Raw genomic sequence first — 23,490 nt, forward strand, 5'->3', positions numbered from 1 at the left:
CATTTTATTATTAAATTCATTATAACAACAATTGAACCGTTTTCATAACGATTGCTTTATTTCAATTTTGTGACGATAGATTAAATTTATATATATTTTGGGCAATTCTTTCCGCTTGTTAGCTAAAAGTGCTATATTTAAGTAGAAGAGTTCTAATTAGGAGGGATAGCTGTGAAGAAACGTAGTTTTGCACTACTAGGTGCATCATTTTTTATTGGATTAACGAAAGATATTAAGTCTATAACCGCACCTAAAACTAAGGTTTCTTTACCTATTTTTTATGCTGGACATTGGCTATTCTACGATGAATTAAGTCATCGACACCATAATTTGGATATTTCATCAGACCTCACAATTCGAATTGACGAACGTGCACTCGATGGTAAGATTGAACATATAGATGAGCGTGAACTTAGTTTCTTAGATGAATATGGTTTTCATCTAAGAATTGATGCAAACGATCAAGGACCAGTGAGTTTGTTTGACGAAGCAGATAACCGGACCTATCCCATTAAATTAGCCCCAATTGTAGAATCACAAGATGATAAAAATGAAGATGTAGATTAACAGAATTTTGTTGATTATCATCTTCATTTTTTGTTTCATTACACGTTTAAATAGTCTAAAATAGTTAAATACGCATTTTAATATAGAAACGAGGACCTTTTTCCATGAACAATGATCACCTAAAACGAGATATTGGCTTTTTCGCTGCCCTTTCAACTGTAATGGGAACAGTTATCGGCGGAGGCGTTTTTTTTAAAGTTTCAAGCGTTACACAACAAACCCAATCTGCTAACTTAACTTTATTTGTTTGGTTACTTGGTGGCTTTTTAACTATCTGTGCTGGATTAACCGCTGCAGAACTTGCAGCCGCCATCCCAGAAACTGGTGGCGCCATTAAATATATCGAATATACTTATGGCCGTTTCCCAGCATTTTTACTTGGCTGGGCACAAATAATCATTTATTATCCAGCAAACATTGCAGCTCTTTCAATTATTTTTGGCACACAATTAATTAATCTTTTCCATCTTGATTCACATTTAATTATCCCATTTGCTTTAATTAGTGGAATCAGTATCACATTGATTAACTTTTTAGGCGCCAAAGTTGGTGGTACCTTTCAATCAATTTCATTAGTTTTAAAATTATTACCTATTATTGTCATTGTGATATGGGGGATTTTCACTCCTGGACAAGTGACGTTTAGTTTAATTCCGTTAACATCCGGCGCGCACCAGTCTTTCTTTACTGCTTTAAGTGGCGGCCTTCTTGCGACCATGTTTGCTTATGATGGCTGGATTGGGGTTGGAAATATTGCCGGAGAGATGCACCATCCAGAACGTGATTTACCGAAAGCCATTATTTCAGGATTATTTTTCATCACAATTATCTATACATTAATTAATTTTGTTTTTCTTAAGGCTCTTCCTATTTCAGGATTAGCTGGCAATTTAAATGCAGCTTCTGATGCCTCAAGACAACTATTTGGACAATTTGGTGGTAAGTTTGTGACCGTTGGTATCTTAATTTCAGTCTACGGTGCCACTAACGGCTATACGTTAACCGGTATGCGCGTTCCATATGCGATGGCCTTAGAAAACCAACTCCCCTTTAGTAATTGGCTAAAACGCTTATCTCCTCATACGAGAGTTCCATATATTGCGGGCTTTTTACAAATAAGTATCGCAATAATAATGATGTTCTTAGGTAGTTTTGATTTATTAACAGATATGCTTATTTTTGTTATTTGGATTTTTAATGTACTAGTTTTCGTTGCTATCTTTATATTACGAAAACGTGAACCTGAATTAAATAGACCCTATAAAGTTCCTTTATATCCAATCATTCCAATCATCGCGATTATTGGGGGTATTTTTATACTCGTTGCGACACTATTAACACAAACGACGTTAGCACTTGTTGGTCTATTAATAACGGGACTTGGCATTCCTGTTTACTTTATTCATCAAAAAAGCCAAGGATAATTATACAAATAAAAACATTCAACTTTTAGAGCCAGATAGGCTCATATCCCTTAAGTCGAATGTTTTTATTTTTTATAAATTATTTAAATAGTTACTATATCCAGCAGCTTCCATTTCTGCTTCAGGAATAAACTTCAATGAGGCAGAGTTAATACAATAACGTAATCCGCCTTGGTCTTTAGGTCCATCAGTAAATACATGACCTAAATGTGAATTTGCTTCCTTACTTCTAACTTCCGTTCGTTGATAACCAAAAAGACTATTATCAACCAACTCAGCAATCTTAGAACCTGGGATTGGTTTTGAAAATGATGGCCAACCGCAGCCAGCGTCATATTTTTCTGCTGAACTAAAAAGTGCTTCCCCACTAACAACATCAACGTAAATTCCTTTTTGATAGAAGTCATCATATTTACCGGTAAATGGCGCTTCCGTTGCAGCATGTTGTGTAACTTCAAACTCTTCATTAGTTAAACGTTCACGTAATTCTTTTTCAGTTTCTTTTGACATAATGGACCTCCTAATGTTTTAAGATATCATTAGAATACTCTTTTTCACACTGAATACAATTTATCTGTTTGCAAAAAAAAGGCCAAAAGTAAAATACCTTTGGTCTTCCTCATCTATTATATTAAATTGGTTATTTTTCTAAAATTGTAACTGTTTCAATATGTGTTGTTTGTGGGAATTGATCCACTGGTAAAATTGGTTTTGTAACTTTGTAACCATCATCTAAGAAGCTCTGTAAATCACGAACTAATGTTGAAGGGTTACAACTAATGTAAACAACTTTTTTAGGTTGCATTTTAAGTGTACTTTCAATAAATGCTGGTTCTAGCCCCTTACGAGGAGGATCGACAACTAAAACGTCAGGTCTTAAGTTAGCATGACTCCAGTTTTCCATCCAGTTTTCTGCCATCCCAGTTTCAAAACGAACATTATCAATACCATTAATCTTAGCATTTTCTTTCGCATCTTTAACCGCTGCAGAAACTAATTCTACACCATAGATTTGACGAGCATGTTTTGCCATTGATAATGAAATTGTTCCAATACCACTATAAGCATCAATAACTGTTTCATTACCAGTTAAACCAGCACGTTCAAATGCTGCAGCATATAATTTTTCTGTTTGGACAGGATTAATTTGGTAGAAAGAATGTGGTGAAATTCTAAATGTTAATCCATTTAATTGATCTTCAATATAACCAGGGCCAAATAAAACTTTGTTTTCGCGGCCTAAAATAACATTTGTCTTTTCAGAATTTGTATTTTGAACAATAGTTGTAACCTCAGGTAATGATTCACGGATTGCAGCAGTAATTTCAGTAAACATTGGTAATTTCTTAGAGCGTGTTACTAAGACAATCATCATTTGTTTTGAGTAATGACCACGGCGAACCATAATGTGACGGATAATCCCTTTATGTGCACGTTCGTCATATGCTTCCACATGGAAACGTTGTAAGACATCACGTACAGCTACGATTGCTTTATCAATTTCTTCATCTTGAATTAAAAAATCTTCAATTGCAACAAAATCATGACTGTTTTTCTTGAAGAATCCTGTTTTTAATTCACCAGCAATTTCGCGAACAGGCACTTGTGCTTTATTACGGTAATGGAAAGGATTTTCCATTCCAACAGCATCAGATACTTCAATATCCAAATGCGCTTTTTTCAATAACTCTTGAACTTGTGCTTGTTTGAATTTTAATTGTGCTGGGTATGCTAAATGTTGTAAAGGTGCAATTCCAGTTTGTGTATATGCTGAACCTTTTGTTTCAACACGATCTGGGCTCTCATTACGAAAAGCTAAAACTTTAGCGAAACCAAAGTTCTTGCTAACTTTCATTACACGAATACTAACTTTTTCGCCTGGTAATGCATTTTCAATAAATAATGGGTAGCCATCAACTTTAGCGACACCCATACCTTGATAAGTTAAATCGATAATTTCTGTATCAAATTCTTGGTTCTTTATTACTGGAGGTAGTTTTTTCATTGTTGTCCTTTCGATGTTCCTGCGTATTTACTTTATTCAACCATGTTTAACCCCTAAAAGTCAATAGTTGCCAACTCTAGAAATAAAACAGGATTGAGGCCTTTACCAAGCACCTCAATCCTACTTAATTTCTTAGTTATCTCTTACTTTACTAATTGTACCATTACCGTCAACATCTTCACTATGCATTTCTTGGACTTCTTTTACAAAATGTTCTTCAGCTGTAATTTCGGCAGCCGTACGACCTGACGTAATTGACGTTTCTGGCAATGCATCTGTATTCGCAAAAATTTCGATATGTTGCTTTAAATTTTTGAAAGTCATTGGTGCATCACCACCATATTCACCATCAATATTAATCATCATTTTATTATCGACTGGTTTAGCAATTAATTTAGACGTTTTAACATAAATCACACGTTTATCATTAATATGCTTCCCACCATTTAACACAAGTGCCATTAAATGCAACATTTCGGCGATATTAGTCGCTTTAACAATAAGCAAGGTAAACTTACCGTCATCAAGTGAAGCGTTTGGTACGATTTGTTCAAAGCCACCTACAGAGTTCGTCAATGCTAATAAAAACATTGATGCTTTCCCTTTAAAAATTCCCCCATCATACTCAAGGTTCATTTCAATTGGTTTCATTCTAGGTAACATTTCAGCACCTTTAGCTAAATAAGCCAGATAACCAAAAAGTGATTTAAATTGTGAAGGAACATCATAAGTTAATTCCGTTAATAATCCACCACCAGCGATATTAATGAAATATTTTTCTCCAGCTTGTCCAACATCCATTTTAACTGTGTTACCTTTTGCAATTACTTTTGCAGCAGCAACTGAATCATCCCTAGGTATTTTCAAAGCTCTCGCATAATCATTTGTCGTTCCAGCTGGAATAACACCTATCTTAGGTCGGTGCTTAAGACCAGCAATTCCATTAGCAACTTCATTAATGGTTCCGTCGCCACCAGCAGCAATTACTAAATCAAACCCTGATTTAGCAGCTCTCGTTGCTTCATCTCGAGCTGAATGTTTCTTCGCTGTCGTCGCATAAGCACTAGTTTCATACCCGGCATTTTCAATGATGTCTAGAATACTCACGAGATCACTTTTTAAAGCCTCACGACCGGATGTTGGGTTATAGATAATTCTGGCTCTTTTTCTCATTCCGTTCCTCCACATGAATCTTATTTTAATAAGATTATCTTTGCTTCAATGAGGCCATCAATAATTGATTGACCACATTAGGATTTGCTTGTCCCTGTGTTTGTTTCATGATTTGTCCGATTAAGAATCCAACAGCACGATCTTTACCATTTTTGAAATCTTCAATTGATTGTTCATTGTTATCTAAAATACCATCAATAATGGGTTGTAACTTAGCTGGGTCAGATAATTGAACAAGTCCCTTAGACTCAACCCAAGCTTTAGGTTCGCTACCATTTTTAATAATTTCTTGGAAAACTTTTTTAGCAATCTTACTTGAAATTGTTTCATCAGTAATTAAATTAATCATTCCAGCAAGATTTGCTGGTGTTAATTTAGTATCTTGTAAGTTTAATTTATTTGTATTCATGAACGCATTAACTTCACCCATTAACCAGTTAGCAGCTAACTTAGGATCTGCATCTAACTTAATTGTGTCTTCAAAGAAATCTGACATTTCTTTTGTTTGTGTTAAGACTTCAGCATCATATTCAGGCAAGCCTAATTCACTTGCATAGCGTGTCCGTCGTTTGTCAGGCATTTCGGGAATTGATTCTCTAACTTCTTGAATCCAGTCATCACTAATATGAATTGGTGGAATATCTGGTTCTGGGAAATAACGATAATCGCTAGCCCCTTCTTTGACACGCATCAAAATAGTTGTACCAGTTGGTGCATCAAAACGGCGTGTTTCTTGTTGAACAATACCACCAGACATCAAGACATTTATTTGACGTTTTTCTTCAAATTCAAGTCCTTTACGCACATTTTCAAATGAATTTAAATTTTTCATTTCAGTTTTTGTCCCATAACCGGGTTGGCCAATTGGGTTAATTGAAATATTAACATCAATTCGCATTGATCCTTCTTCCATCTTCACATCAGAAACACCGGTAAATTGAATAACTTGACGTAATTTTTCAAGATATGTGTAAGCTTCTTCAGGTGTTTTGATATCAGGACGTGAAACAATTTCAATCAAAGGTGTTCCTTGACGGTTTAAATCGACATAAGAATAGCCGTTAGGATTATGCGTATTTTTACCCGCATCTTCTTCAACGTGCATTTCTTCAATTCCGATTTTTTTCGTTTCGCCATTAACTTCAATTTCTAAGAAGCCGTTACGACCAATAGGTTCTTCTGATTGTGTGATCTGGTAAGCTTTTGGATTATCAGGATAAAAGTAATTTTTTCGGTCAAAATGGTTATCCTTTGTGATTTCACAATTTAAAGCTAAGGCAGCACGCATTCCGTATTCAATTGCCCCTTTATTGGCAGTTGGTAAAACACCTGGATAACCCCAGTCAATAACGTTGGTATTCGTATTAGGTTCTGCCCCAAAATCAACTTTTGAAGGTGAGAATGCCTTAGAGTTAGTTTTCATTTCAATATGAACTTCAAGTCCAATTGTTGTTTCAAAATTCATTAGTTTTGGCCTCCTAACGTAGGGACTTCTTTATGGAAATCAGTTGCTTGTTCAAATGCGTAACCAGCACGATACATTGTTGCTTCATCGAATGATTTCGCAATTAATTGTAATCCAACTGGTAAGCCATTTGAGAATCCAGCAGGAACTGACATGCCGGGTAGTCCAGCCAAGTTAACTGGAATCGTTAAAATATCATTCATATACATTGTAATTGGGTCTTCAATTTTATCACCAATATTAAATGCTGTATTAGGTGCAGTAGGCCCAATAATCAAATCATAATCATTGAATACATTACGGAAATCATTGCAGATTAAAGTCCGAACTTGAGCTGCTTTCTTGAAGAAAGCGTCATAAGTTCCAGCAGATAATGAGAATGTTCCTAACATAATCCGACGTTTAACTTCATCCCCAAAACCTTCTGAACGAGAACGTACATAAACATCTTCCAAACTCTTAACGTCTTGTGCACGGAATCCATAACGAATACCATCAAAACGTTGTAAATTAGATGATGCCTCAGAAGAAGCTAGAATATAGTAAACGGGCACACCATATTTACTGTTTGGTAAACTAACTTCGTCAACTGTTGCGCCAAGTTCTTCAAACGTCTTAACTGCTTTTTGAATGGCTTCTTTAACACCAGCATCAACACCCTCACCTAAATACTCTTTAGGTAAAGCAATCTTCATTCCTTTAATATCGCCAGTTAATCCAGCAGTAAAATCAGGAACAGCTTGCGCTGAACTCGTTGAATCATGAACATCGTTACCACTGATTGCATTTAAAACAGCAGCGTTATCTTTAACGCCACGTGTGAATGGTCCAATTTGGTCCAAACTTGATGCAAATGCAATTAAACCATAACGTGATACACGACCATAAGTTGGTTTTGTTCCTACGACACCATTAAATGAAGCAGGTTGACGGATAGAACCACCAGTATCTGAGCCTAAAGCAGCAATAACTTCACCTGAAGCAACTGCAGCAGCTGAACCACCTGATGAGCCACCGGGAACCTTCGTTGTATTCCAAGGGTTTTTTGTTGTTTTAAAAGCTGACGTTTCAGTAGAACCACCCATAGCAAATTCATCCATGTTTGTTTTACCAATTGTCACCATTTGTGCTTGGCGCATTTTTTCAATCACTGTTGCATCATATATTGGATTGAAATTTTCTAACATTTTGCTTGCAGCAGTTGTTGTTAAATCCTTTGTCACAATATTATCTTTAACAGCCATTGGTATCCCGGCTAAGACATTATTTGCATCGATACCAGCAGCATCAACAGCCTTAGCTTGGCTAAGTGCCATTTCTTCGTTCATTGCGAGGAAAGCAGAAATCTTTGAATCACGTGCTTTAATTTCAGCAAAGGTTGCCTTCGTTAATTCTTCAGAACTCATTTCTTTATTAACTAATGCGTCATGTAAACTTGATAAATCTTGTTTGAAATAATCCATGCTTAAGCTTCCTCACTTTCATCAATAATTGCTGGCACTTTAATAAGGCCATTTTCACTATCCGGTGCATTTTTAAAGAGTAAGTCTCGATCTGTTCCTTCTTCTGCGACATCTTCACGCATCACATTGAGAACATCTGTAATATGTGTCGTTACTGGAACGCCTGTTGTATCTACTTCTGATAATTGTTCAGCCATTCCGATAATATCATCTAATTGACTGGTAAATAGTTCTAAATCTGTATCACTGAGTTCTAGTTTAGCTAACTCTGAGACATGTTTGACTTCTTCTTTACTAATTGACATTCAAAACCATCCCTTCAAAATTCAAATTAATTTCTTTTTAATAACTGGTAAATACATGCGTATAGTATGTGCTTTCTTTAGCTGTTTTGGCAAGGAAACTTTGCATTGTCCCATCACTACCTTTGATAGTAATGTCAATTGGAATCCCTGATGCTAAATATTTCACGGCCGTTGTTGATAAATATTGAGTGAAACTAATAATCTCTGTTTCACTATAAAATTGAGTTGTAATATTGATGTGCATCCCTGTAATTGCTTTGTTTTTATATTGTACCTGTGCTGTTACACCTGCTAAATTAGGAAAGAAACTTTGAACTTCAGTTTTAAAATTCGTAAATGTCGTTTCATCATTTGTATTAGGTGATGTGGCCGTCGATGTCGTTGGGAACGTATAACTCTTAATTGAAACATCATCCCAATTATCAATCGTCGTTTTACCATTCTTATTCACAGCGTAGGCGTAGAAACTACCGCCAACTAAACTATCGTTTGGTGCTTGCTTGTACATTGCCACCATGATTGGAACGCTATCACTAATTCCTTTGGTTTTACGAAGACGAGCAACCACTTTGTTAGCAGCTTCTTTACCCTTTTCTCTCATTGTTGCATCAGAAATAACGGTTTTATATTCAGCCCCATATTCTTCTTTTTGATAATAATCAACTGAGTTCATTCCGATACCTACCGAGATACCCGAGAGTGATAATTTGCTGCCTTTTTTTGTCATAAAATCTTGTTCTTCAACTTGCTGTACATACATGGGATTACGGTCTGTTTCACCCGTTTTACCATTACTCTTAGGGTTTAATCCGTCTTTATTAGCACTTGATTCACGTCCTAACCAGCTTTGAACAGTCGTTTTTGTTAAATATTGTCCTTCTTGGAAAATATAACTGTCAGTAGCAAATTGATCTTTAGATAAATCTAACAGACCAGATTCAAAACTTTTTAAATTCAAGACATTGTCATTTTGTGTGAGTGCCACACCTCTTGATTTACTTGTTAAATATTTACCATCTTTAATGACACCTTCATAGTTACTATCACTTGTTTGGCCAGTTGTCTGGTAACCAGAACTTGATGTATTTTTAGAGGTTCCCGACGAGCCTGATGAGGCAACATTGCCACAGGCTGCTAAGAAAATTAACGAGAAACTTAACATAAGTCCAATCTTAATTTTTTTCATATGACACTCCTTCCATAACTGAGATAAATTGTTGTTCATCCCAAATTTCAATTTCTAGTTGCTTCGCTTTTGTTAACTTACTTCCAGCATCATGCCCGGCAATTAATAGGTCTGTTTTTTTCGAAACACTACCAACAACAGAAGCACCATTTGCTTCAAGCCATTTTTTAGCATCGCTTCGTTTCAACTGATCAAGTGTTCCCGTTAGGACAACTTTCTTATCCATCACGGGACTACCTTCAGCTAATTCTGCAATTTCAGCAGTTGTTTTGCCTAAAAAGGTTAAGTTAACTTGCGCATTATCCAGTTCATCAATCAATTCACGAACTTGGTCATTGGCAAAATAAGTCACAAGACTATCCGCAATCACCTGTCCGATTGAATCAATGACGAGAATATCTTCGGAAATTGCTGTCATTAATTGATGAATATCTTTAAATTCGGCTGAAACCAATCGAGCAGCCTTAGCTCCAACATGCCGAATTCCTAGTCCAAATAATAAGCGTTCCACTGAATTTTGTCGGCTAATATCAATTGCATTTAATAATTTATTAACCGATTTTTCTTTGAAATTATCTAGCGTTAACAGTTGATCGGCAGTTAACTGATACAATCCTGCAACATCACTAATTAACTTATTTTCAAATAATTGTTCAACAATTTTAGGCCCTAGTCCATCAATATTCATCGCATTTCTAGAAGCAAAATGTGCCAGACTCTCTTTAATGAGTGCGGGACATTTTGGATTGATACAACGTAATGCAACTTCTTCATCCAGATGAACTAATATTGCTCCACAAACTGGGCAGTTCGTTGGCAAACTATACACAACACTGTCTTCTGGTCGTTTATCTAAGACAACTTCAGAAATTTCTGGAATAATATCCCCAGCCTTATGCAACTTAACCGTATCGTTAATTCTAATATCTTTTTGTTTCAGTAAATCCCCATTATGCAATGATGCCCGAGAAACTGTTGTTCCCGCTAACTGCACAGGATTCATGATTGCAGTTGGTGTTACGACACCTGTTCGACCAATCGTCCATTCAATATCTAGAACTTTAGTTTCTTGCTCGTCTGGCGGGAATTTATAGGCAATTGCCCATTTTGGAACTTTAACCGTATTACCAACTTCATCATGAATCGTGAATAAATTTGCTTTAATAACAATACCATCGATATCGTAAGATAAATCATGACGTTTTGCTTGATATTCATTAATGTATGCCGAAATTTCTGTCATATCACTCGTAACACGTGATTCAGTATTTGTTCTAAATCCAAGTTTAGACAAGCGTTTTAACGCATCACTTTGAGTTTTGACATCCGGATCAACTATATAATAGATAAATGTACTCAATTGTCGTTGAGCCGTTTCAGCTGTATTTAATTGTCGTAAACTACCTGCTGCTGCATTCCTAGGATTAGCAAATACCGTTTCTCCAGCTTCCTCGCGACGTTTATTCAACGCAACAAACGCCTTTGTTGGCATGTAACATTCTCCACGAACTTCAATTGAAATGGGTTCCGTCAATGTTAGTGGAATTGATTTGACTGTTTTAAGATTTTCAGTAATATTTTCACCAATTGTGCCATCTCCACGAGTTGATCCTTTAACGAATACACCATTTTCATATGTTAACGAAATGGCCAATCCATCAATTTTGAGTTCAGTATTGTAACTTACCTCAGCATCAACTGATTTTTGTAATCGTTGATCAAATTCCGATAGTTCTTCAATGGAAAAGACATCCCCCAATGAAAGCATTGGTACTTCATGCGAAACTTTTTCAAAACCAGGCAGTACCTGGCCACCAACACGTTGCGTTGGTGAATTAGGTGTCACTAAATTAGGAAAGGCTTTTTCAAGTTCTACTAGTTGTAGGTAGTGTTCATCATAAACATGATCTTCAACTGTTGGCTGATCAAGGACATAATATTGACGCGTCCATTTGATTAAGTCAGTTTTTAATTGATTCACTCTATTAGTTGCTTCTTCCAATGTTATGGCTTGATTTGACAAACTTGAACCCTCCTTTTATTTAGTCCACTTTTTTTGTAATTGGTGCAAAAGCTGTCAACAGACGCTTAATCCCTTGTTCTTTGAAAGCAATATCAAGTTCAGCATCCGAACCTGATCCTGAAACTTTAACGATTGTCCCAGTACCCCAAGCTTTATGTTCCACTTTTTCACCAATACGCCAAACAACTGCATCAGCACCTGTACCATTATCACGTTCAACGGTTTTAGCAGGTCGACGGTATGTTGTCGCCGTCGCACGTTGATTGGAATACGATGAATTACGAGATGGTGCTGCCGTTTGATTATCTAATTCAAGTAATGACTCATCTATTTCACCAATGAAACGTGAAGCTTGATTACTTTGACGACGACCATACAACATTCTTGAAAAAGCATTTGTTAAATATAATTTGCGTTCAGCACGAGTAATTCCGACATATGCTAAACGACGTTCTTCCTCAAGTTGATCATCTTCTAACATGGCACGAGAAAGAGGGAATATGCCTTCTTCCAATCCCATTAAAAAGATAACTGGAAATTCAAGTCCTTTAGCGGCATGTAATGTCATCAATGTGACTTCTTCAGGTTCTTCTTCAATATCATCTTGTGCAGAAACTAGTGCTAAATCAGCTAAGAAATCAACATAACGGTCACTATCATCTTCTTCAGCTTCCCAACGATCATCAAATTGCTGAGTTACAGACAAGAATTCTTCAACGTTTTCAAGTCGCGTTTCATTTTCAATCGTTTTCGTCTTTTTCAAATTAGCTTCATAACCTGATTGTTTTAAAATTTCTTTTGTTAACTCGGTCACATTCAAGAACTCACGCATTTTTTGTAATCCACGAATCATTGTGGCAAATTCTTGTAATGATTTTTCAGCTTTACCAGAAATATTAGCAAGCGCTGAGTTTTCAGCACCTTCAAGCATTGTCCAATTATTCATATCTGAAAATTCACGTAATTTGTCCACACTACTTGCACCGATACCGCGTTTTGGGACATTTACAATACGATCAAAACTCATTGAATCTTGATCATTAGCAATTAAACGAATGTAGCCTAAGATATCTCGAATTTCCAATCGCTCGTAGAATTTGTGTCCACCAACCATTTTGTAAGGAACGCTTGATTTTAAGAATGTCTCTTCAATCACACGAGACTGTGCATTCGTTCGATATAAAATGGCGAAATCACCGTAATTTAAGTGATTATCTTTAATTTGTTCTTGAATTTTTTCAACCACATAATGTGATTCATCATTTTCACTTTGGCCACGGTAGTAAGAAATTTTCTCACCATCTTTATTATCAGTCCAAAGACTCTTATCACTGCGGTTCGTATTATTATCAATAACTGCATTGGCAGCATTCAGAATTGTTTTCGTTGAACGATAGTTTTGTTCCAACTTAACAACATCAGCATCAGGATAATCTTTTTCAAAATTCATAATGTTATCCATGTTTGCCCCACGCCAACCGTAAATACTTTGGTCAGCATCCCCGACGACGCAGAGATTTTTGAAACGTTCAGCTAACATGTTTACTAAGGTATATTGTGCTTCATTAGTATCCTGATATTCATCCACATGGATATATTGAAATTTATTTTGATAAAAAGCCAATGTTTCAGGCTTTTCTTTAAATAAACGGATAGTTAACATAATTAAATCATCGAAATCAACTGCTTGATTTGAGCGTAACTCTTTTTGATATGCCGTATAAACTTTAGCTACCATTTGTTCGAACATACTTGCAGCACGTTCTGCGTATTCTTTTTCTGTTAATAAATCATTTTTTGCATTTGAAATTGCTCCTAAAACGGTTCTTGGGTCAAATTTTTGTGGATCAATATTTTGTTCTTTTAAAATACGTTTTACTAAAGTCTTTTGTTCACCTGGGTCGGCAATTGTAAATGCACGATTATAACCAATTTGGTCAATATCACGTCGCAAAATACGAACACAAAGTGCATGGAATGTTGAAACCCAAACATCTTCTGCCCCTTTGTTAAGTAATTTATTAACACGTTCGCGCATCTCTTTTGATGCTTTATTTGTAAATGTGATTGCTAATACGTTCCATGGATTGATACCTTTTTCTTCAATTAAGTAAGCAACGCGATGCGTTAATACTCGCGTTTTACCACTTCCAGCTCCAGCCATAATTAAGAGTGGTCCCTCTGTTTTTAGGACAGCTTCTTTTTGTTTGTTATTCATTCCGTTCAATAAGCTTTCAGTAGTCAAATTAATCAATCCTCTCTATAAATCAGTCATTATTTATTATAGCAAAAAAACGCCTTAACTTCTTTAATTTTTATGAATATATGTCTCAACTTGTTCATAAAAAAAGACGAACCGATTCAAAACGATTCATCCTTCTAATTTCATTTAATTTGTTGTTTCTTTTTTATCCCAAATGCCTGTATCTTCAATTTGATTCAATGCTTCACGAACTGAATCTGACTGAACCAAAATATGCCCAGCACGATCTAATTTATGATTTTCAGGGTAACGATAAAAATGGTAATACCAATTATTTTTAAGAACCCACTGTGTCTTTAAATCGGCACGTTCTTCTTCTTTTAATGACACCATAACAGTTGGTGCAAGGAATTTCACTTTTGATAGTGGCAATCCACAAATGGCACGTAAATGCTGTTCATACATGCTAACGTTTGTTGCTTTATCAAAAACATACCCTGATTGATGCATAGCGGGCACGACACGTTTAACATAAATTGCACCTGATTTAGTTACAAAGTAGCCAATTTCTAATGCGCCAGTGTAGTCTAGATTTTCCGCAACTTTAATGGCAATTTTATGCATTTCAGCAGAAATTTCTGTATCTAAGTTAGCTGGTACGATTGATTCGTGTAATCGATGATCACGATATTTATTTTCAACAGCTGGGAAAAAATTAATTTCCTTACCATTTTTGATAAGAACCATTGAGATTTCTTGTTCATAAGGAATCCATGATTCTAAAATATAGGTGCCACGTTCAACCAAGTACGCCGCATCTGAAATATCAGTTTGCGTATTGAGAACACTCTGGTAACTTTTACCAAACCCTTTTTGGATTGGTTTTAAAACGCTGGGATACCCAATTGAAAGTACAGAATTATACACATCTTCTAATGATACAATTGTTTCAAAAGGTGGAATATTAATATTTAATTGTTCAAAAAAAGCTCTTTCCAACAAGCGGTCTTGCATAATTTCTAATGCATTATACTTTTGTGGCACATAAGTATATTTTGAAATATATTCAATCACTTCTGAATTAACGTGTTCAGATTCATACGTCACAATATCTGTTCGTTCAGCGAATTCTTTCAATTTATCCTTATCATTCATCTTACCTACAACAGAATAATCTGCTAATTGAAGTGTCTCACTAACTTCATTTTGACTGTATGCTGCGATTTTAAACCCTAAATTTCTTGCAGCCATAGCCAACATTGCACCCGTTGGACTATCTCCGATTATTCCCAATGTACTTCCAGGAAAGATAACTTTTTTTTCCACTATATATTCACTACTTTCTACTTTTGCTTTATACCCTTAATCATACTGTTATCCCGCGGGGCAATCAAGTTTTAACAACCATAATTTAACAATTTTATAAGAAAATAAAAAAGAGCACATTTTGCGCTCTTTTCGTTAATTTAATCTTCAAAATGAACTTGATCACCATCAAATGATGAAATTTTAGCAAGTGATTCTAAACGTACGCCACGTTCATGAATTAATTCGGCACCTTTTTGGAATGATTTTTCAATTACAATTCCAATTCCAGCAATTTCTGCCTTAGCTTCGTCACAAATTTGGAAGAGTCCTTCAGCTGCTTGGCCATTTGCCAAGAAGTCATCAATGATTAAAACACGATCGTTTTCACCTAAAAACTTGTTGGCAACGGCAATTGTATTTTCAACTTTCTTTGTGTACGAGTAAACAGAAGCAGAATATAAATCATTTTGCATCGTAACGCTCTTATTTTTACGTGCGAAGACAACAGGAACATGAAATTGTAACCCAACGAATACTGCTGGGGCAATACCTGATGATTCAACTGTTAAAATTTTAGTAATTTTTTCATTTTTGAATAATTCAGCAAATTCCACACCCATTGCTAACATTAAATCAGGATCAACTTGGTGATTTAAAAATTGATCGACCTTCAATACATCTCCTGGTAATACAATACCATCTTGCATAATTCTGTCTTCTAAAAGTTTCACGTGGGGTACGCTCCTCTTGCTATTTATATTTTTTTGGGTATAAAAATAGCTTTTTCACTTCGGTATAAGTAAAAAAGCTACATTCCGGTTTTGAATGACTTAAGAATAACATAATATAAGGGTAATTTCAATTTGAATCTACTCATTTATCGTTATTATACTTGACATTAATCCCGTTTATTTATCATATTTATCTAAATGATATTGTTTAATGATATCTGTTAATTTTGTACTATAATCATTATCTGTTGCGTACCCATCAACTACTAAAGCTGCTGCTGCATCTTCGTAAGTTGCTGCAGAAAGAACGTCAGCAAATTGTGTTTTATTCCATGTATTTCCATTAGCTAATAATTTCGAATGAGACATAATTGCTTCGTCCCAATCTTTGAAGACGATAAATTTAGCCGTAACCGTCTTCCATGTGCCATCTTTTTCTTGTTCTTTAGTTTTGAAATCTTTTGCACGTGCGCCCGTTCCTTTAATTCCAAATAGGTTATTGTAGTCTTTAGCTAAAGAACTCGTTCCCCAATCAGATTCTAAGATAGCTTGTGCAATTGTAATACTAGAAAAGACTTTATATTTTTTTTGCATTTTTTGTGCTTCAGGTGCTACTTTCTTAATAAATGCTTGTTTTTTAGCTTCTGCTGCTGCTTTTTTTGCTGATTCACTTGCTTCAATTTTTGAGGTTGATAATGACGTCGCAATAGATTCATCTCGAGCAACATTCTTTTTATGAACGTTCATTGAAACAACGACTGTAATAATACCAAGAATTAAAATTAAAACAACAATATTCGCAACTTGAATTTTACCGTTCTTTACAAAAATCCCCCGACCATTTTTCTTTTTCATTAGTACACCCGTCCCTATACATTTAATTGTTTCACTTATTTTACCCTAATTCTATATCTATTACCATCGTATTTTTTCTCTTTTTATTAAATTTCTGTTAAGCTTGAGCTATCTTAAATGAGACAGGAGAACATAATGACAAAAAATTTAAATTGGGGAATTATTGGACTTGGTAACATCGCTCACAGCTTTACAACTTACTTTGATCAACCATTTGGTGAAATCTATGCCGCTGGCTCAAGAAACTTAGAAAAAGCGCAAACTTTTGCTAACGAATTTAATATTCCACATGCCTATGGTAACTATGAAGACTTATTAGCTGATGATGAAATTGACATCGTTTACATTGCGACACCTCACAACTACCATATCGACACAATCTTGGCTGCACTTAAAGCTGGCAAGCACGTCTTAAGTGAAAAAGCAATCACCATGACTAGTGATGAACTTAAACAAGCAACTGATTTAGCTGAAGAAAAAGGCTTGATTTTACAAGAAGCAATGACTATTTATCATATGCCACTTTATAAAAAAATTATTGAAGTAGCTGAAGAAAAAAAATTAGGCAAACTAAAAATGGTCCAAGCCTCATTTGGTAGTTTTAAAGATCCTGATCCAACAAATCGTTTCTTCAATCCTGATTTAGCTGGTGGCGCATTATTAGATATCGGTGTTTATGCATTAGCCTTTGTCCGTCAATTCATGACAGCCACACCAGAAATCACAGGTTCAGCAATGAATTTATTCGAATCAGGTGTTGACGAATCTGAAACGATTAGTTTACAAAATGCCAATAATGAACTCGCAACTGTTGCCTTAACATTCAGAGCTAAAATGCCTAAAATGGGTATTATTGCTTATGAAGGTGGTTACTTTACTGTTTACGATTATCCTCGAGCTAATAAAGCTGCTCTTGTATTATCTGATGGAACAGCTACAGAAATCACTGCCGGCCATACAAAACAAGCCATGAATTATGAAATTAAAGATGTTCAAGATATGGTTTTGGGTAATTTAAATCCTAAACCATTCTTAGAAAAAACAACAGATGTTATGTCAATAATGACACAAGCTCGTGAACAATGGGGCTTTAAATATCCTTTTGAAAAATAAGCTTCATCTGAAAAGTTATCACTAGAAATTGTTGATAACTTTTTTTAATTCCATGCTACACTAAAAGAAAAAGAGTTGGAGTTAATTTTATGAAACGAAAGAAACGTTATATTCAGAATCGAACACGTAATTATCTAATTGGACTTGCTGTCATTTTAGTTGTCTCCCTTTTCAGCGGAAAATTACCTAGTACTGTAAAAGATTTGCTACAAACAAATGGCAATTCAACTTCAGTCAATGTTAAAAATGGGACAGGAACAGCAAATACTAGTTCTATTAATAGTAGCAAGGCCATTAATGGAATTGTGGATAATGGTGCGCCAACCTTTTCAAAAAGTGATCTTGCAGATAATGCCAATGGTTGGATAAAATACGGCGCTCTTGACTCTCTTGGCCGTGCTACTCAGGCCAATGCTCTTTTAGTTAAAGCTTTAGAATCTAGAGGGTCATCAGCAGATTCTTCAATTCGACCAACTGGTTTTGTGTCAGGGCTGTCACCTTATTTTCATTCCCGTGGACATTTAATCGGTCGACAACTTGGTGGTAGTGGTGATAAAAAAGAAAATTTAGCAACATTATATCAAAACCCTGTTAACACACCCTACATGACCAAGTATGAAAACGCAGTTCGTGCAGCAGTTGATAAAGGAGATCATGTCCGTTATCAGGTAACACCAATTTTTTCTGGTAAGTCACTTTTCCCTAAAGCAATTCAAATGCAAGGTAAAAGTACAACTTCTTGGGGCAATATTAAATTTAATGTTACTATTTTGAATAAACGTTAATTCAAAGGAGTGTGTTATTCATGTTCACAGAATTAAAAAGTCAACTGATAGATTCAGCACCACAAACGCTACAACAATTATTACTTAATTCAAATATCCGTCAGACAAATGATGGCTATTTACAATTTCCTGGCAGCTCACTTCAAACACAATTTTTAGAAACAATGAACTTCTTGAAAACACCTGATACTATCTCTTTGAACTGGGATGACGTTTGTATCTTAGGTCAGACAATTGATGGTGATTATCTAGCAGGTGATCACTATTCAACAACCTTTTTTATTCCTAGTAGTCTGCTAGCAGATGATACTGAAATTCATCATATGCCTATAATCGACGCATTAATTGCACTAGAAAATGGAACATTAGATTCTAAAATTATTTCTAAATTCAACTAAAAAAAGTTATTAACAGCGAAATATCATTCGTTGTTAATAACTTTTTTATTTTTACCTATTAGCATCGTGTATTTTGTTCTCTAACTTTTCCGAACTATTTTTTGTAAAGGTCTTGCTATCAATGGCGCAACAATCCCTGCTAAAATCATCTCTGGAATACCGTTTGTGACAACTAGTCCCATAATATATGGTAATAATTGTGCCATATCAACTTTATAAAAATTAGCTGCTTGCCCATGATATAAAAGATAGATAAGGCCTAAAACTAAAACCGTATTAACCAATGAACCAAAAACAGAGGCAATAATCATGGCTAACGTTTTGTTTTTCCACCATTTATATAAAAAGTAAAAAATGACTGCTGTCACAATTCCAATTAAAATTCTTGGCACAATTGCTATAAGTGGATTTGTAAAAACAATGGGTGCAAGTGGACTAGTTGGCGACACAAACGCCCTGATAAATGTGATTAATCCCCAGACACCACCGATAAATGCACCATCTTTCCAGCCAAACACTAAAGCAGCAACAATCACCGTGATATGAATGGTTGTGATGCTTAAGGGGCCAACAGGGATGTAACCAAATAATGGCACAAAATTTTGAACAATAATGATTGAAATAAATAACGCCAAAATACTCATATGATATGTTTTATTATTAGTTTTCATCTACTTACTCCTACAAATTTAATCATTTCACTTCCGTTCCCTTATTATAACCGATTTAACGATTGTTACCATTTAATATGCAAAAAAATAGAACGTCACTAATTATAGAGGTAATCAGTGACGTTCTATTTTAAATAAATTTTATATTACATGAATGAGATAAGGGTCGTTAAAACAGGAACAACAATGATGAACAAGATTGTACTTGTTGTAACAATGTTTGTTGCGTATTTAACGTCTCCATGTGCTTCATTAGCTAAGATTGGTAATACGGCTAACATTGGTGTAGCTGATTGAACAATCAAAGTTTTTTGTAATAATGGTGCTAAATCTGCACCAGTTAAATGTGTACCTAAAAGAATAACAGCGATTAAAATGATTGGTGATAAAATAAAACGTCCAAGTAATGCAACGACTGTATCACGATCAAATCTGATACTCTTCAAACCGGCTTTAGCTAACACAATACCAATATAGATTAATGATAATGGTGTAACTAATCCACCAACATAACCTAATGTTTGGCTAATAAAATCAGGAACTGGAATTGCAAGAACCAAGAAGATTAATGCAACGATGAACCCAACAAGTGGCATTGGGATTACTTTAGCCCAGTTAATTTTCTTTTTCGTTTTATCTGATTTGTCTTTTGTTGGATCATCATTTGAAATTAAGAAAACACCAAATGCCCATGTTGAAACTGTATTAATAATATAGTAAACAAGGAAATATGAGATACTCTTATCGCCAAACAACGCAATATTTAAAGGTAAACCAATGAAAATTGTATTTGCATTAACAACGGCATTCATGAAGATACCACGACGACCAGGTTTGATGTTCAAGATATGAACAAGTGCCCATGCAATTAAGTAACCGATAATAACAGCAATTGCTGGGTAGAGTAAACTACCTGACAATGCAGCTAATTGATCACGTTTTAAATATTTTAAAACAGAAACGAAAATTGAAGCTGGTAAAGCAATTTTTGTAATTAATGATGAGATATTGCCACCAAATGAATCAGCGAACCAACCTTTAACTTGTAAAATGTATCCAAGTACCATCATCAAAACAACAACTAGAACACTTTGAATTGATTGGAAAAATACCATAATTAATTGTCCTTCTCTCTACGCTTTTTTTAGTATTTAGGTGTCCATTTCATATCTGAGACAGCCTTTTTAACATCTGTAATTGCTTCTTTGTTTAATTTTTGGTCAACAACACTTTGGGCAACTACTTCAGCAATTGTTTGTGAGAATTCTGCTAAATGTGTTACTGGTGGTAATACGGCAGCACCAACGGCTGTAGTATCAACGATTCCACCTAAAGCATGACTAGCTTGTGATAAGATTTCGCCATTAACTCTTGAAGATGTTGAAGCGATAATCCCAAATCCAAGACCTGGGTACATAAGTGCGTTGTTTGCTTGACCAATTTGGTAAGTAACACCTTTGTAATCAACATTATCAGCTGGAATACCAGTAGCAACTAAAGCTTTACCATCAGTCCATGCAATCAAATCTTCAGCCTTAGCTTCTGCTAATTTTGTAGGGTTTGATAATGGGAAGATGATTGGACGTTCAACATGTGAAGCCATGTCTTGAACAATTTCTTTTGTAAATGTACCAGGTTGTGTAGATGTACCAATCATAACAGTTGGTTGAACAGCTTTAACAACAGCTTCTAAAGAAGTTAATTCATCAGCATTAGCAAATTCTGAACGTTTATGCGTAAATTCTTTTTGGCCAGGTGTTAAGTCTTCTGTATCATCAAATAACAATCCTTGTTTATCAACTAAGAAGAAACGTTTGCGAGCATCTTCTTCTGAAACACCAGCGCGTTTCATTTCGTCCATAATTTGGTTAGCAATTCCGACACCAGCAGTACCAGCACCATAAGTAATAACTGTTTGGTCAACAATTGAACCTTTAGTGATACTTAGAGCACCTAAGATACCAGCTAAAACAACAATCCCTGTACCTTGGATATCATCATTAAATGTTGTGATTTCGTTTTGATATTTTTCAAGAATATTAGCAGCATTTGAACGGCCAAAATCTTCCCAATGTAATAACAATTCTGGGAACAAGTTCTTTGTACTTTGGACAAAGCCATCAACGAAGTCATAGTATTTGTCACCAGTTACACGTTCATGTTTGTTACCAAGGTATAATGGATCATTCAATAATGTTTCATTATTTGTTCCAGCATCAATAGAAACTGGTAAAACTTGTGAAGGATCAATTCCAGCAGCAGCTGTATAAACCATTAATTTACCAATTGCGATATCAACACCGTTGACACCCCAATCGCCCATACCTAAAATACCTTCAGCATCTGTCACAACGACTAAACGAATGTCACGTCCTGCAGCAGCATTTTTTAATGTTGCTTCGATATCTTCTGGATGATCAATTGATAAGAATGCAGCGTTTTGTGGATTTACATAAATTTCGTTGTATTCTTCGATTGAATCAGCAACAACTGGATCATAAACAACTGGCATAAATTCAGCCACATGTTGTCCCATTAAGTAGAAAAATAGTGTACGGTTTTCATTGAATAATTCCATTAAGAAATGGCGTTTTTCAAGACCAGTTTCTTTACTTAAATATTGTGCGTAGTTTTGTGTTGCTTGTTCTTCAATTGTTTGAACTTTAGCTGGTAACATACCAATAAGTCCTAATTCACGACGTTCTTCCATTGTAAATGCTGTACCTTTATTTACAAATGGGTTATTTAACATATCTTGTGCTTTTGTCATCATTAATTCCTCCATTATTTTTTTATATTTTATTTTCTCTTTAACTTACAAGAGCAAGAATACACCCCTTTAAAAATTATAGTCAAACATGTGTTATACTATAAATATTATTTATATGAGGATTATAAACGTTGATTTAGAGGAGATTATAATGAACATTCGAGATTTAGAATATTATCAACAAATAATTAATTTGAGAAATTTTTCAAAAGTTGCTCATTTTTTTTCAGTTAGTCAACCAACAATCACAACTGCAATGAAACGCTTAGAAACTGAATTAGACACAAATCTGATTATTCGTGATCAATCACATCATCAAGTTTCTTTTACACCAAGTGGTGAACAATTCGCTGAACATGTTAATATTATTCTCAAAGAATTAACAATTGCTAACCAAGAAATTAACCAACTTAAAAATGAGCACGTTCGATTTGGATTACCACCTATTATAGGAACGTACTATTTTCCGCAAATTGTCAGCAATTTATTTAATTCAGGTCTGATTAATCATCTAGATACAGTTGAGAACGGTTCCCAAGCCCTACTTCTTCAGTTAATAAACGGATCATTAGATATGGCTTTATTAGGTTCCGTTAAACCAATAGAAGATGACCGCTTAATTGCCAGAAATTTTGCATCTAAACACTTCAAGATTATCGTTAGCAAACATCATCCACTTGCTTCAAGAGAATCCGTTAAATTTTCTGAACTTCGAAATGAAAAATTTATTATGCAAAATGAGGGTTTTGTTCATCCAATCGCTTTTAAAGAGTTAACAACAAAAAATCATTTCAAACCAAAGATTATCTATACAACAAGTGACAGTCAGATTATTAAAAAAATGGTTACCGAAAATGTTGGTATTGGTTTTTTAACAGAACTAGCATTGGATGCTGCAGATGATTTAGTCTCACTCCCCTTATCGGAATTAGATCAACCTAAATTTTTAATGTCACTCGTTTATCGTACAAGTCATATTTTAACGCCTACACAAGCAAAATTAATTGACGTTTTAATTGATCCTTCTATCTAATAAGAGAATAAC

General features: G+C 35.0%; 21 protein-coding genes. 6 read left to right on the plus strand and 15 right to left on the minus strand.

Annotation, left to right across the window (positions count from 1 at the left end; translation table 11 throughout):
• Positions 1 to 171 precede the first annotated feature (171 nt).
• Together AC1RPX_RS04635 and AC1RPX_RS04640 are read left to right on the plus strand one after the other, a co-directional pair.
• Positions 172 to 567 (plus strand): DUF4828 domain-containing protein, encoded by a 396-nt coding sequence (locus tag AC1RPX_RS04635; RefSeq protein ID WP_481761566.1) that lies wholly within the window; start codon positions 172 to 174, stop codon positions 565 to 567.
• 104 nt (positions 568 to 671) lie between these two features.
• On the plus strand, positions 672 to 1,991 hold the full coding sequence (locus AC1RPX_RS04640) for an APC family permease (RefSeq protein WP_481761567.1): 1,320 nt from the start codon (positions 672 to 674) through the stop codon (positions 1,989 to 1,991).
• A gap of 72 nt (positions 1,992 to 2,063) precedes the next feature.
• Here AC1RPX_RS04640 and msrB read toward each other — a convergent pair whose 3' ends face one another.
• From msrB to AC1RPX_RS04700, 12 genes are all read right to left on the minus strand, one after another.
• Complete coding sequence (msrB, locus tag AC1RPX_RS04645; RefSeq protein ID WP_481761568.1) at positions 2,064 to 2,501, minus strand: peptide-methionine (R)-S-oxide reductase MsrB; 438 nt, start codon at positions 2,499 to 2,501, stop codon at positions 2,064 to 2,066.
• A gap of 130 nt (positions 2,502 to 2,631) precedes the next feature.
• The gene (gene rlmD / locus AC1RPX_RS04650; RefSeq protein ID WP_481761569.1) at positions 2,632 to 3,996 is read right to left on the minus strand and encodes a 23S rRNA (uracil(1939)-C(5))-methyltransferase RlmD; all 1,365 of its coding nucleotides are present in this window, start codon (positions 3,994 to 3,996) and stop codon (positions 2,632 to 2,634) included.
• A gap of 132 nt (positions 3,997 to 4,128) precedes the next feature.
• Positions 4,129 to 5,169 (minus strand): diacylglycerol kinase, encoded by a 1,041-nt coding sequence (locus AC1RPX_RS04655; RefSeq protein ID WP_481761570.1) that lies wholly within the window; start codon positions 5,167 to 5,169, stop codon positions 4,129 to 4,131.
• Positions 5,170 to 5,203: 34 nt separating this feature from the next.
• Positions 5,204 to 6,634, minus strand: coding sequence for an Asp-tRNA(Asn)/Glu-tRNA(Gln) amidotransferase subunit GatB (gene gatB / locus AC1RPX_RS04660; protein WP_481761571.1), 1,431 nt, complete (start codon positions 6,632 to 6,634; stop codon positions 5,204 to 5,206).
• Positions 6,634 to 8,097, minus strand: coding sequence for an Asp-tRNA(Asn)/Glu-tRNA(Gln) amidotransferase subunit GatA (gatA, locus tag AC1RPX_RS04665; protein WP_481761572.1), 1,464 nt, complete (start codon positions 8,095 to 8,097; stop codon positions 6,634 to 6,636). The genes gatB and gatA overlap by 1 nt, the downstream gene beginning before the upstream one ends.
• Before the next feature lie 2 nt (positions 8,098 to 8,099).
• Complete coding sequence (gene gatC, locus AC1RPX_RS04670) at positions 8,100 to 8,402, minus strand: Asp-tRNA(Asn)/Glu-tRNA(Gln) amidotransferase subunit GatC (RefSeq protein WP_409022077.1); 303 nt, start codon at positions 8,400 to 8,402, stop codon at positions 8,100 to 8,102.
• A gap of 37 nt (positions 8,403 to 8,439) precedes the next feature.
• The gene (locus tag AC1RPX_RS04675) at positions 8,440 to 9,588 is read right to left on the minus strand and encodes a CamS family sex pheromone protein (protein WP_481761573.1); all 1,149 of its coding nucleotides are present in this window, start codon (positions 9,586 to 9,588) and stop codon (positions 8,440 to 8,442) included.
• Complete coding sequence (gene ligA / locus AC1RPX_RS04680; protein ID WP_481761630.1) at positions 9,575 to 11,596, minus strand: NAD-dependent DNA ligase LigA; 2,022 nt, start codon at positions 11,594 to 11,596, stop codon at positions 9,575 to 9,577. Before ligA ends, AC1RPX_RS04675 begins: the two co-directional genes overlap by 14 nt.
• A 34-nt stretch (positions 11,597 to 11,630) precedes the next feature.
• A complete protein-coding gene (pcrA, locus tag AC1RPX_RS04685) occupies positions 11,631 to 13,856 on the minus strand; it encodes a DNA helicase PcrA (RefSeq protein WP_481761574.1) in 2,226 nt (741 codons plus the stop codon).
• Between the two features lie 144 nt (positions 13,857 to 14,000).
• Positions 14,001 to 15,140: a 5-(carboxyamino)imidazole ribonucleotide synthase gene (locus tag AC1RPX_RS04690; protein ID WP_481761575.1), complete on the minus strand. Its 1,140-nt coding sequence runs from the start codon at positions 15,138 to 15,140 to the stop codon at positions 14,001 to 14,003.
• Positions 15,141 to 15,280: 140 nt separating this feature from the next.
• Positions 15,281 to 15,853: a xanthine phosphoribosyltransferase gene (locus AC1RPX_RS04695; protein WP_409022073.1), complete on the minus strand. Its 573-nt coding sequence runs from the start codon at positions 15,851 to 15,853 to the stop codon at positions 15,281 to 15,283.
• Between the two features lie 177 nt (positions 15,854 to 16,030).
• Positions 16,031 to 16,708, minus strand: coding sequence for a glycoside hydrolase family 73 protein (locus AC1RPX_RS04700; protein WP_481761576.1), 678 nt, complete (start codon positions 16,706 to 16,708; stop codon positions 16,031 to 16,033).
• Positions 16,709 to 16,843: 135 nt separating this feature from the next.
• Between AC1RPX_RS04700 and AC1RPX_RS04705 the strand changes: the two genes are divergently transcribed.
• The 3 genes from AC1RPX_RS04705 (at position 16,844) to AC1RPX_RS04715 (ending at position 19,004) form a co-directional block, all read left to right on the plus strand.
• Positions 16,844 to 17,821 (plus strand): Gfo/Idh/MocA family protein, encoded by a 978-nt coding sequence (locus AC1RPX_RS04705; RefSeq protein WP_481761577.1) that lies wholly within the window; start codon positions 16,844 to 16,846, stop codon positions 17,819 to 17,821.
• An 89-nt stretch (positions 17,822 to 17,910) separates the two neighbouring features.
• The gene (locus AC1RPX_RS04710) at positions 17,911 to 18,606 is read left to right on the plus strand and encodes a DNA/RNA non-specific endonuclease (RefSeq protein ID WP_481761578.1); all 696 of its coding nucleotides are present in this window, start codon (positions 17,911 to 17,913) and stop codon (positions 18,604 to 18,606) included.
• A gap of 20 nt (positions 18,607 to 18,626) precedes the next feature.
• The gene (locus AC1RPX_RS04715) at positions 18,627 to 19,004 is read left to right on the plus strand and encodes a hypothetical protein (protein WP_481761579.1); all 378 of its coding nucleotides are present in this window, start codon (positions 18,627 to 18,629) and stop codon (positions 19,002 to 19,004) included.
• 80 nt (positions 19,005 to 19,084) lie between these two features.
• Here the strand turns inward: AC1RPX_RS04715 and AC1RPX_RS04720 are convergent, their stop codons facing one another.
• From AC1RPX_RS04720 to AC1RPX_RS04730, 3 genes are all read right to left on the minus strand, one after another.
• A complete protein-coding gene (locus AC1RPX_RS04720; RefSeq protein WP_409022067.1) occupies positions 19,085 to 19,675 on the minus strand; it encodes an ECF transporter S component in 591 nt (196 codons plus the stop codon).
• A 146-nt stretch (positions 19,676 to 19,821) separates the two neighbouring features.
• Complete coding sequence (locus tag AC1RPX_RS04725) at positions 19,822 to 20,790, minus strand: AEC family transporter (protein WP_409022066.1); 969 nt, start codon at positions 20,788 to 20,790, stop codon at positions 19,822 to 19,824.
• Between the two features lie 29 nt (positions 20,791 to 20,819).
• On the minus strand, positions 20,820 to 22,460 hold the full coding sequence (locus AC1RPX_RS04730; RefSeq protein WP_481761580.1) for a malolactic enzyme: 1,641 nt from the start codon (positions 22,458 to 22,460) through the stop codon (positions 20,820 to 20,822).
• 136 nt (positions 22,461 to 22,596) lie between these two features.
• On the opposite strand from AC1RPX_RS04730, the gene AC1RPX_RS04735 reads away from it, so the two are divergent.
• The gene (locus AC1RPX_RS04735; RefSeq protein WP_481761581.1) at positions 22,597 to 23,478 is read left to right on the plus strand and encodes a LysR family transcriptional regulator; all 882 of its coding nucleotides are present in this window, start codon (positions 22,597 to 22,599) and stop codon (positions 23,476 to 23,478) included.
• Positions 23,479 to 23,490: the final 12 nt, after the last annotated feature.

This window comes from Dellaglioa sp. CoH-56-MRSF-14, assembly GCF_056782115.1.

What these genes read in the sequence shown, in the direction of transcription:
- AC1RPX_RS04640 (WP_481761567.1), top strand. Translation starts at nt 672, where the DNA reads ATGAACAATGATCACCTAAAACGAGATATTGGCTTTTTCGCTGCCCTT.
- AC1RPX_RS04715 (WP_481761579.1), top strand. Translation starts at nt 18,627, where the DNA reads ATGTTCACAGAATTAAAAAGTCAACTGATAGATTCAGCACCACAAACG.
- AC1RPX_RS04720 (WP_409022067.1), bottom strand. Translation starts at nt 19,675, where the DNA reads ATGAAAACTAATAATAAAACATATCATATGAGTATTTTGGCGTTATTT.
- AC1RPX_RS04655 (WP_481761570.1), bottom strand. Translation starts at nt 5,169, where the DNA reads ATGAGAAAAAGAGCCAGAATTATCTATAACCCAACATCCGGTCGTGAG.
- AC1RPX_RS04730 (WP_481761580.1), bottom strand. Translation starts at nt 22,460, where the DNA reads ATGGAGGAATTAATGATGACAAAAGCACAAGATATGTTAAATAACCCA.
- AC1RPX_RS04705 (WP_481761577.1), top strand. Translation starts at nt 16,844, where the DNA reads ATGACAAAAAATTTAAATTGGGGAATTATTGGACTTGGTAACATCGCT.
- AC1RPX_RS04700 (WP_481761576.1), bottom strand. Translation starts at nt 16,708, where the DNA reads ATGAAAAAGAAAAATGGTCGGGGGATTTTTGTAAAGAACGGTAAAATT.
- msrB (WP_481761568.1), bottom strand. Translation starts at nt 2,501, where the DNA reads ATGTCAAAAGAAACTGAAAAAGAATTACGTGAACGTTTAACTAATGAA.
- AC1RPX_RS04675 (WP_481761573.1), bottom strand. Translation starts at nt 9,588, where the DNA reads ATGAAAAAAATTAAGATTGGACTTATGTTAAGTTTCTCGTTAATTTTC.
- AC1RPX_RS04725 (WP_409022066.1), bottom strand. Translation starts at nt 20,790, where the DNA reads ATGGTATTTTTCCAATCAATTCAAAGTGTTCTAGTTGTTGTTTTGATG.
- gatB (WP_481761571.1), bottom strand. Translation starts at nt 6,634, where the DNA reads ATGAATTTTGAAACAACAATTGGACTTGAAGTTCATATTGAAATGAAA.
- rlmD (WP_481761569.1), bottom strand. Translation starts at nt 3,996, where the DNA reads ATGAAAAAACTACCTCCAGTAATAAAGAACCAAGAATTTGATACAGAA.
- gatA (WP_481761572.1), bottom strand. Translation starts at nt 8,097, where the DNA reads ATGGATTATTTCAAACAAGATTTATCAAGTTTACATGACGCATTAGTT.
- AC1RPX_RS04735 (WP_481761581.1), top strand. Translation starts at nt 22,597, where the DNA reads ATGAACATTCGAGATTTAGAATATTATCAACAAATAATTAATTTGAGA.
- AC1RPX_RS04710 (WP_481761578.1), top strand. Translation starts at nt 17,911, where the DNA reads ATGAAACGAAAGAAACGTTATATTCAGAATCGAACACGTAATTATCTA.
- gatC (WP_409022077.1), bottom strand. Translation starts at nt 8,402, where the DNA reads ATGTCAATTAGTAAAGAAGAAGTCAAACATGTCTCAGAGTTAGCTAAA.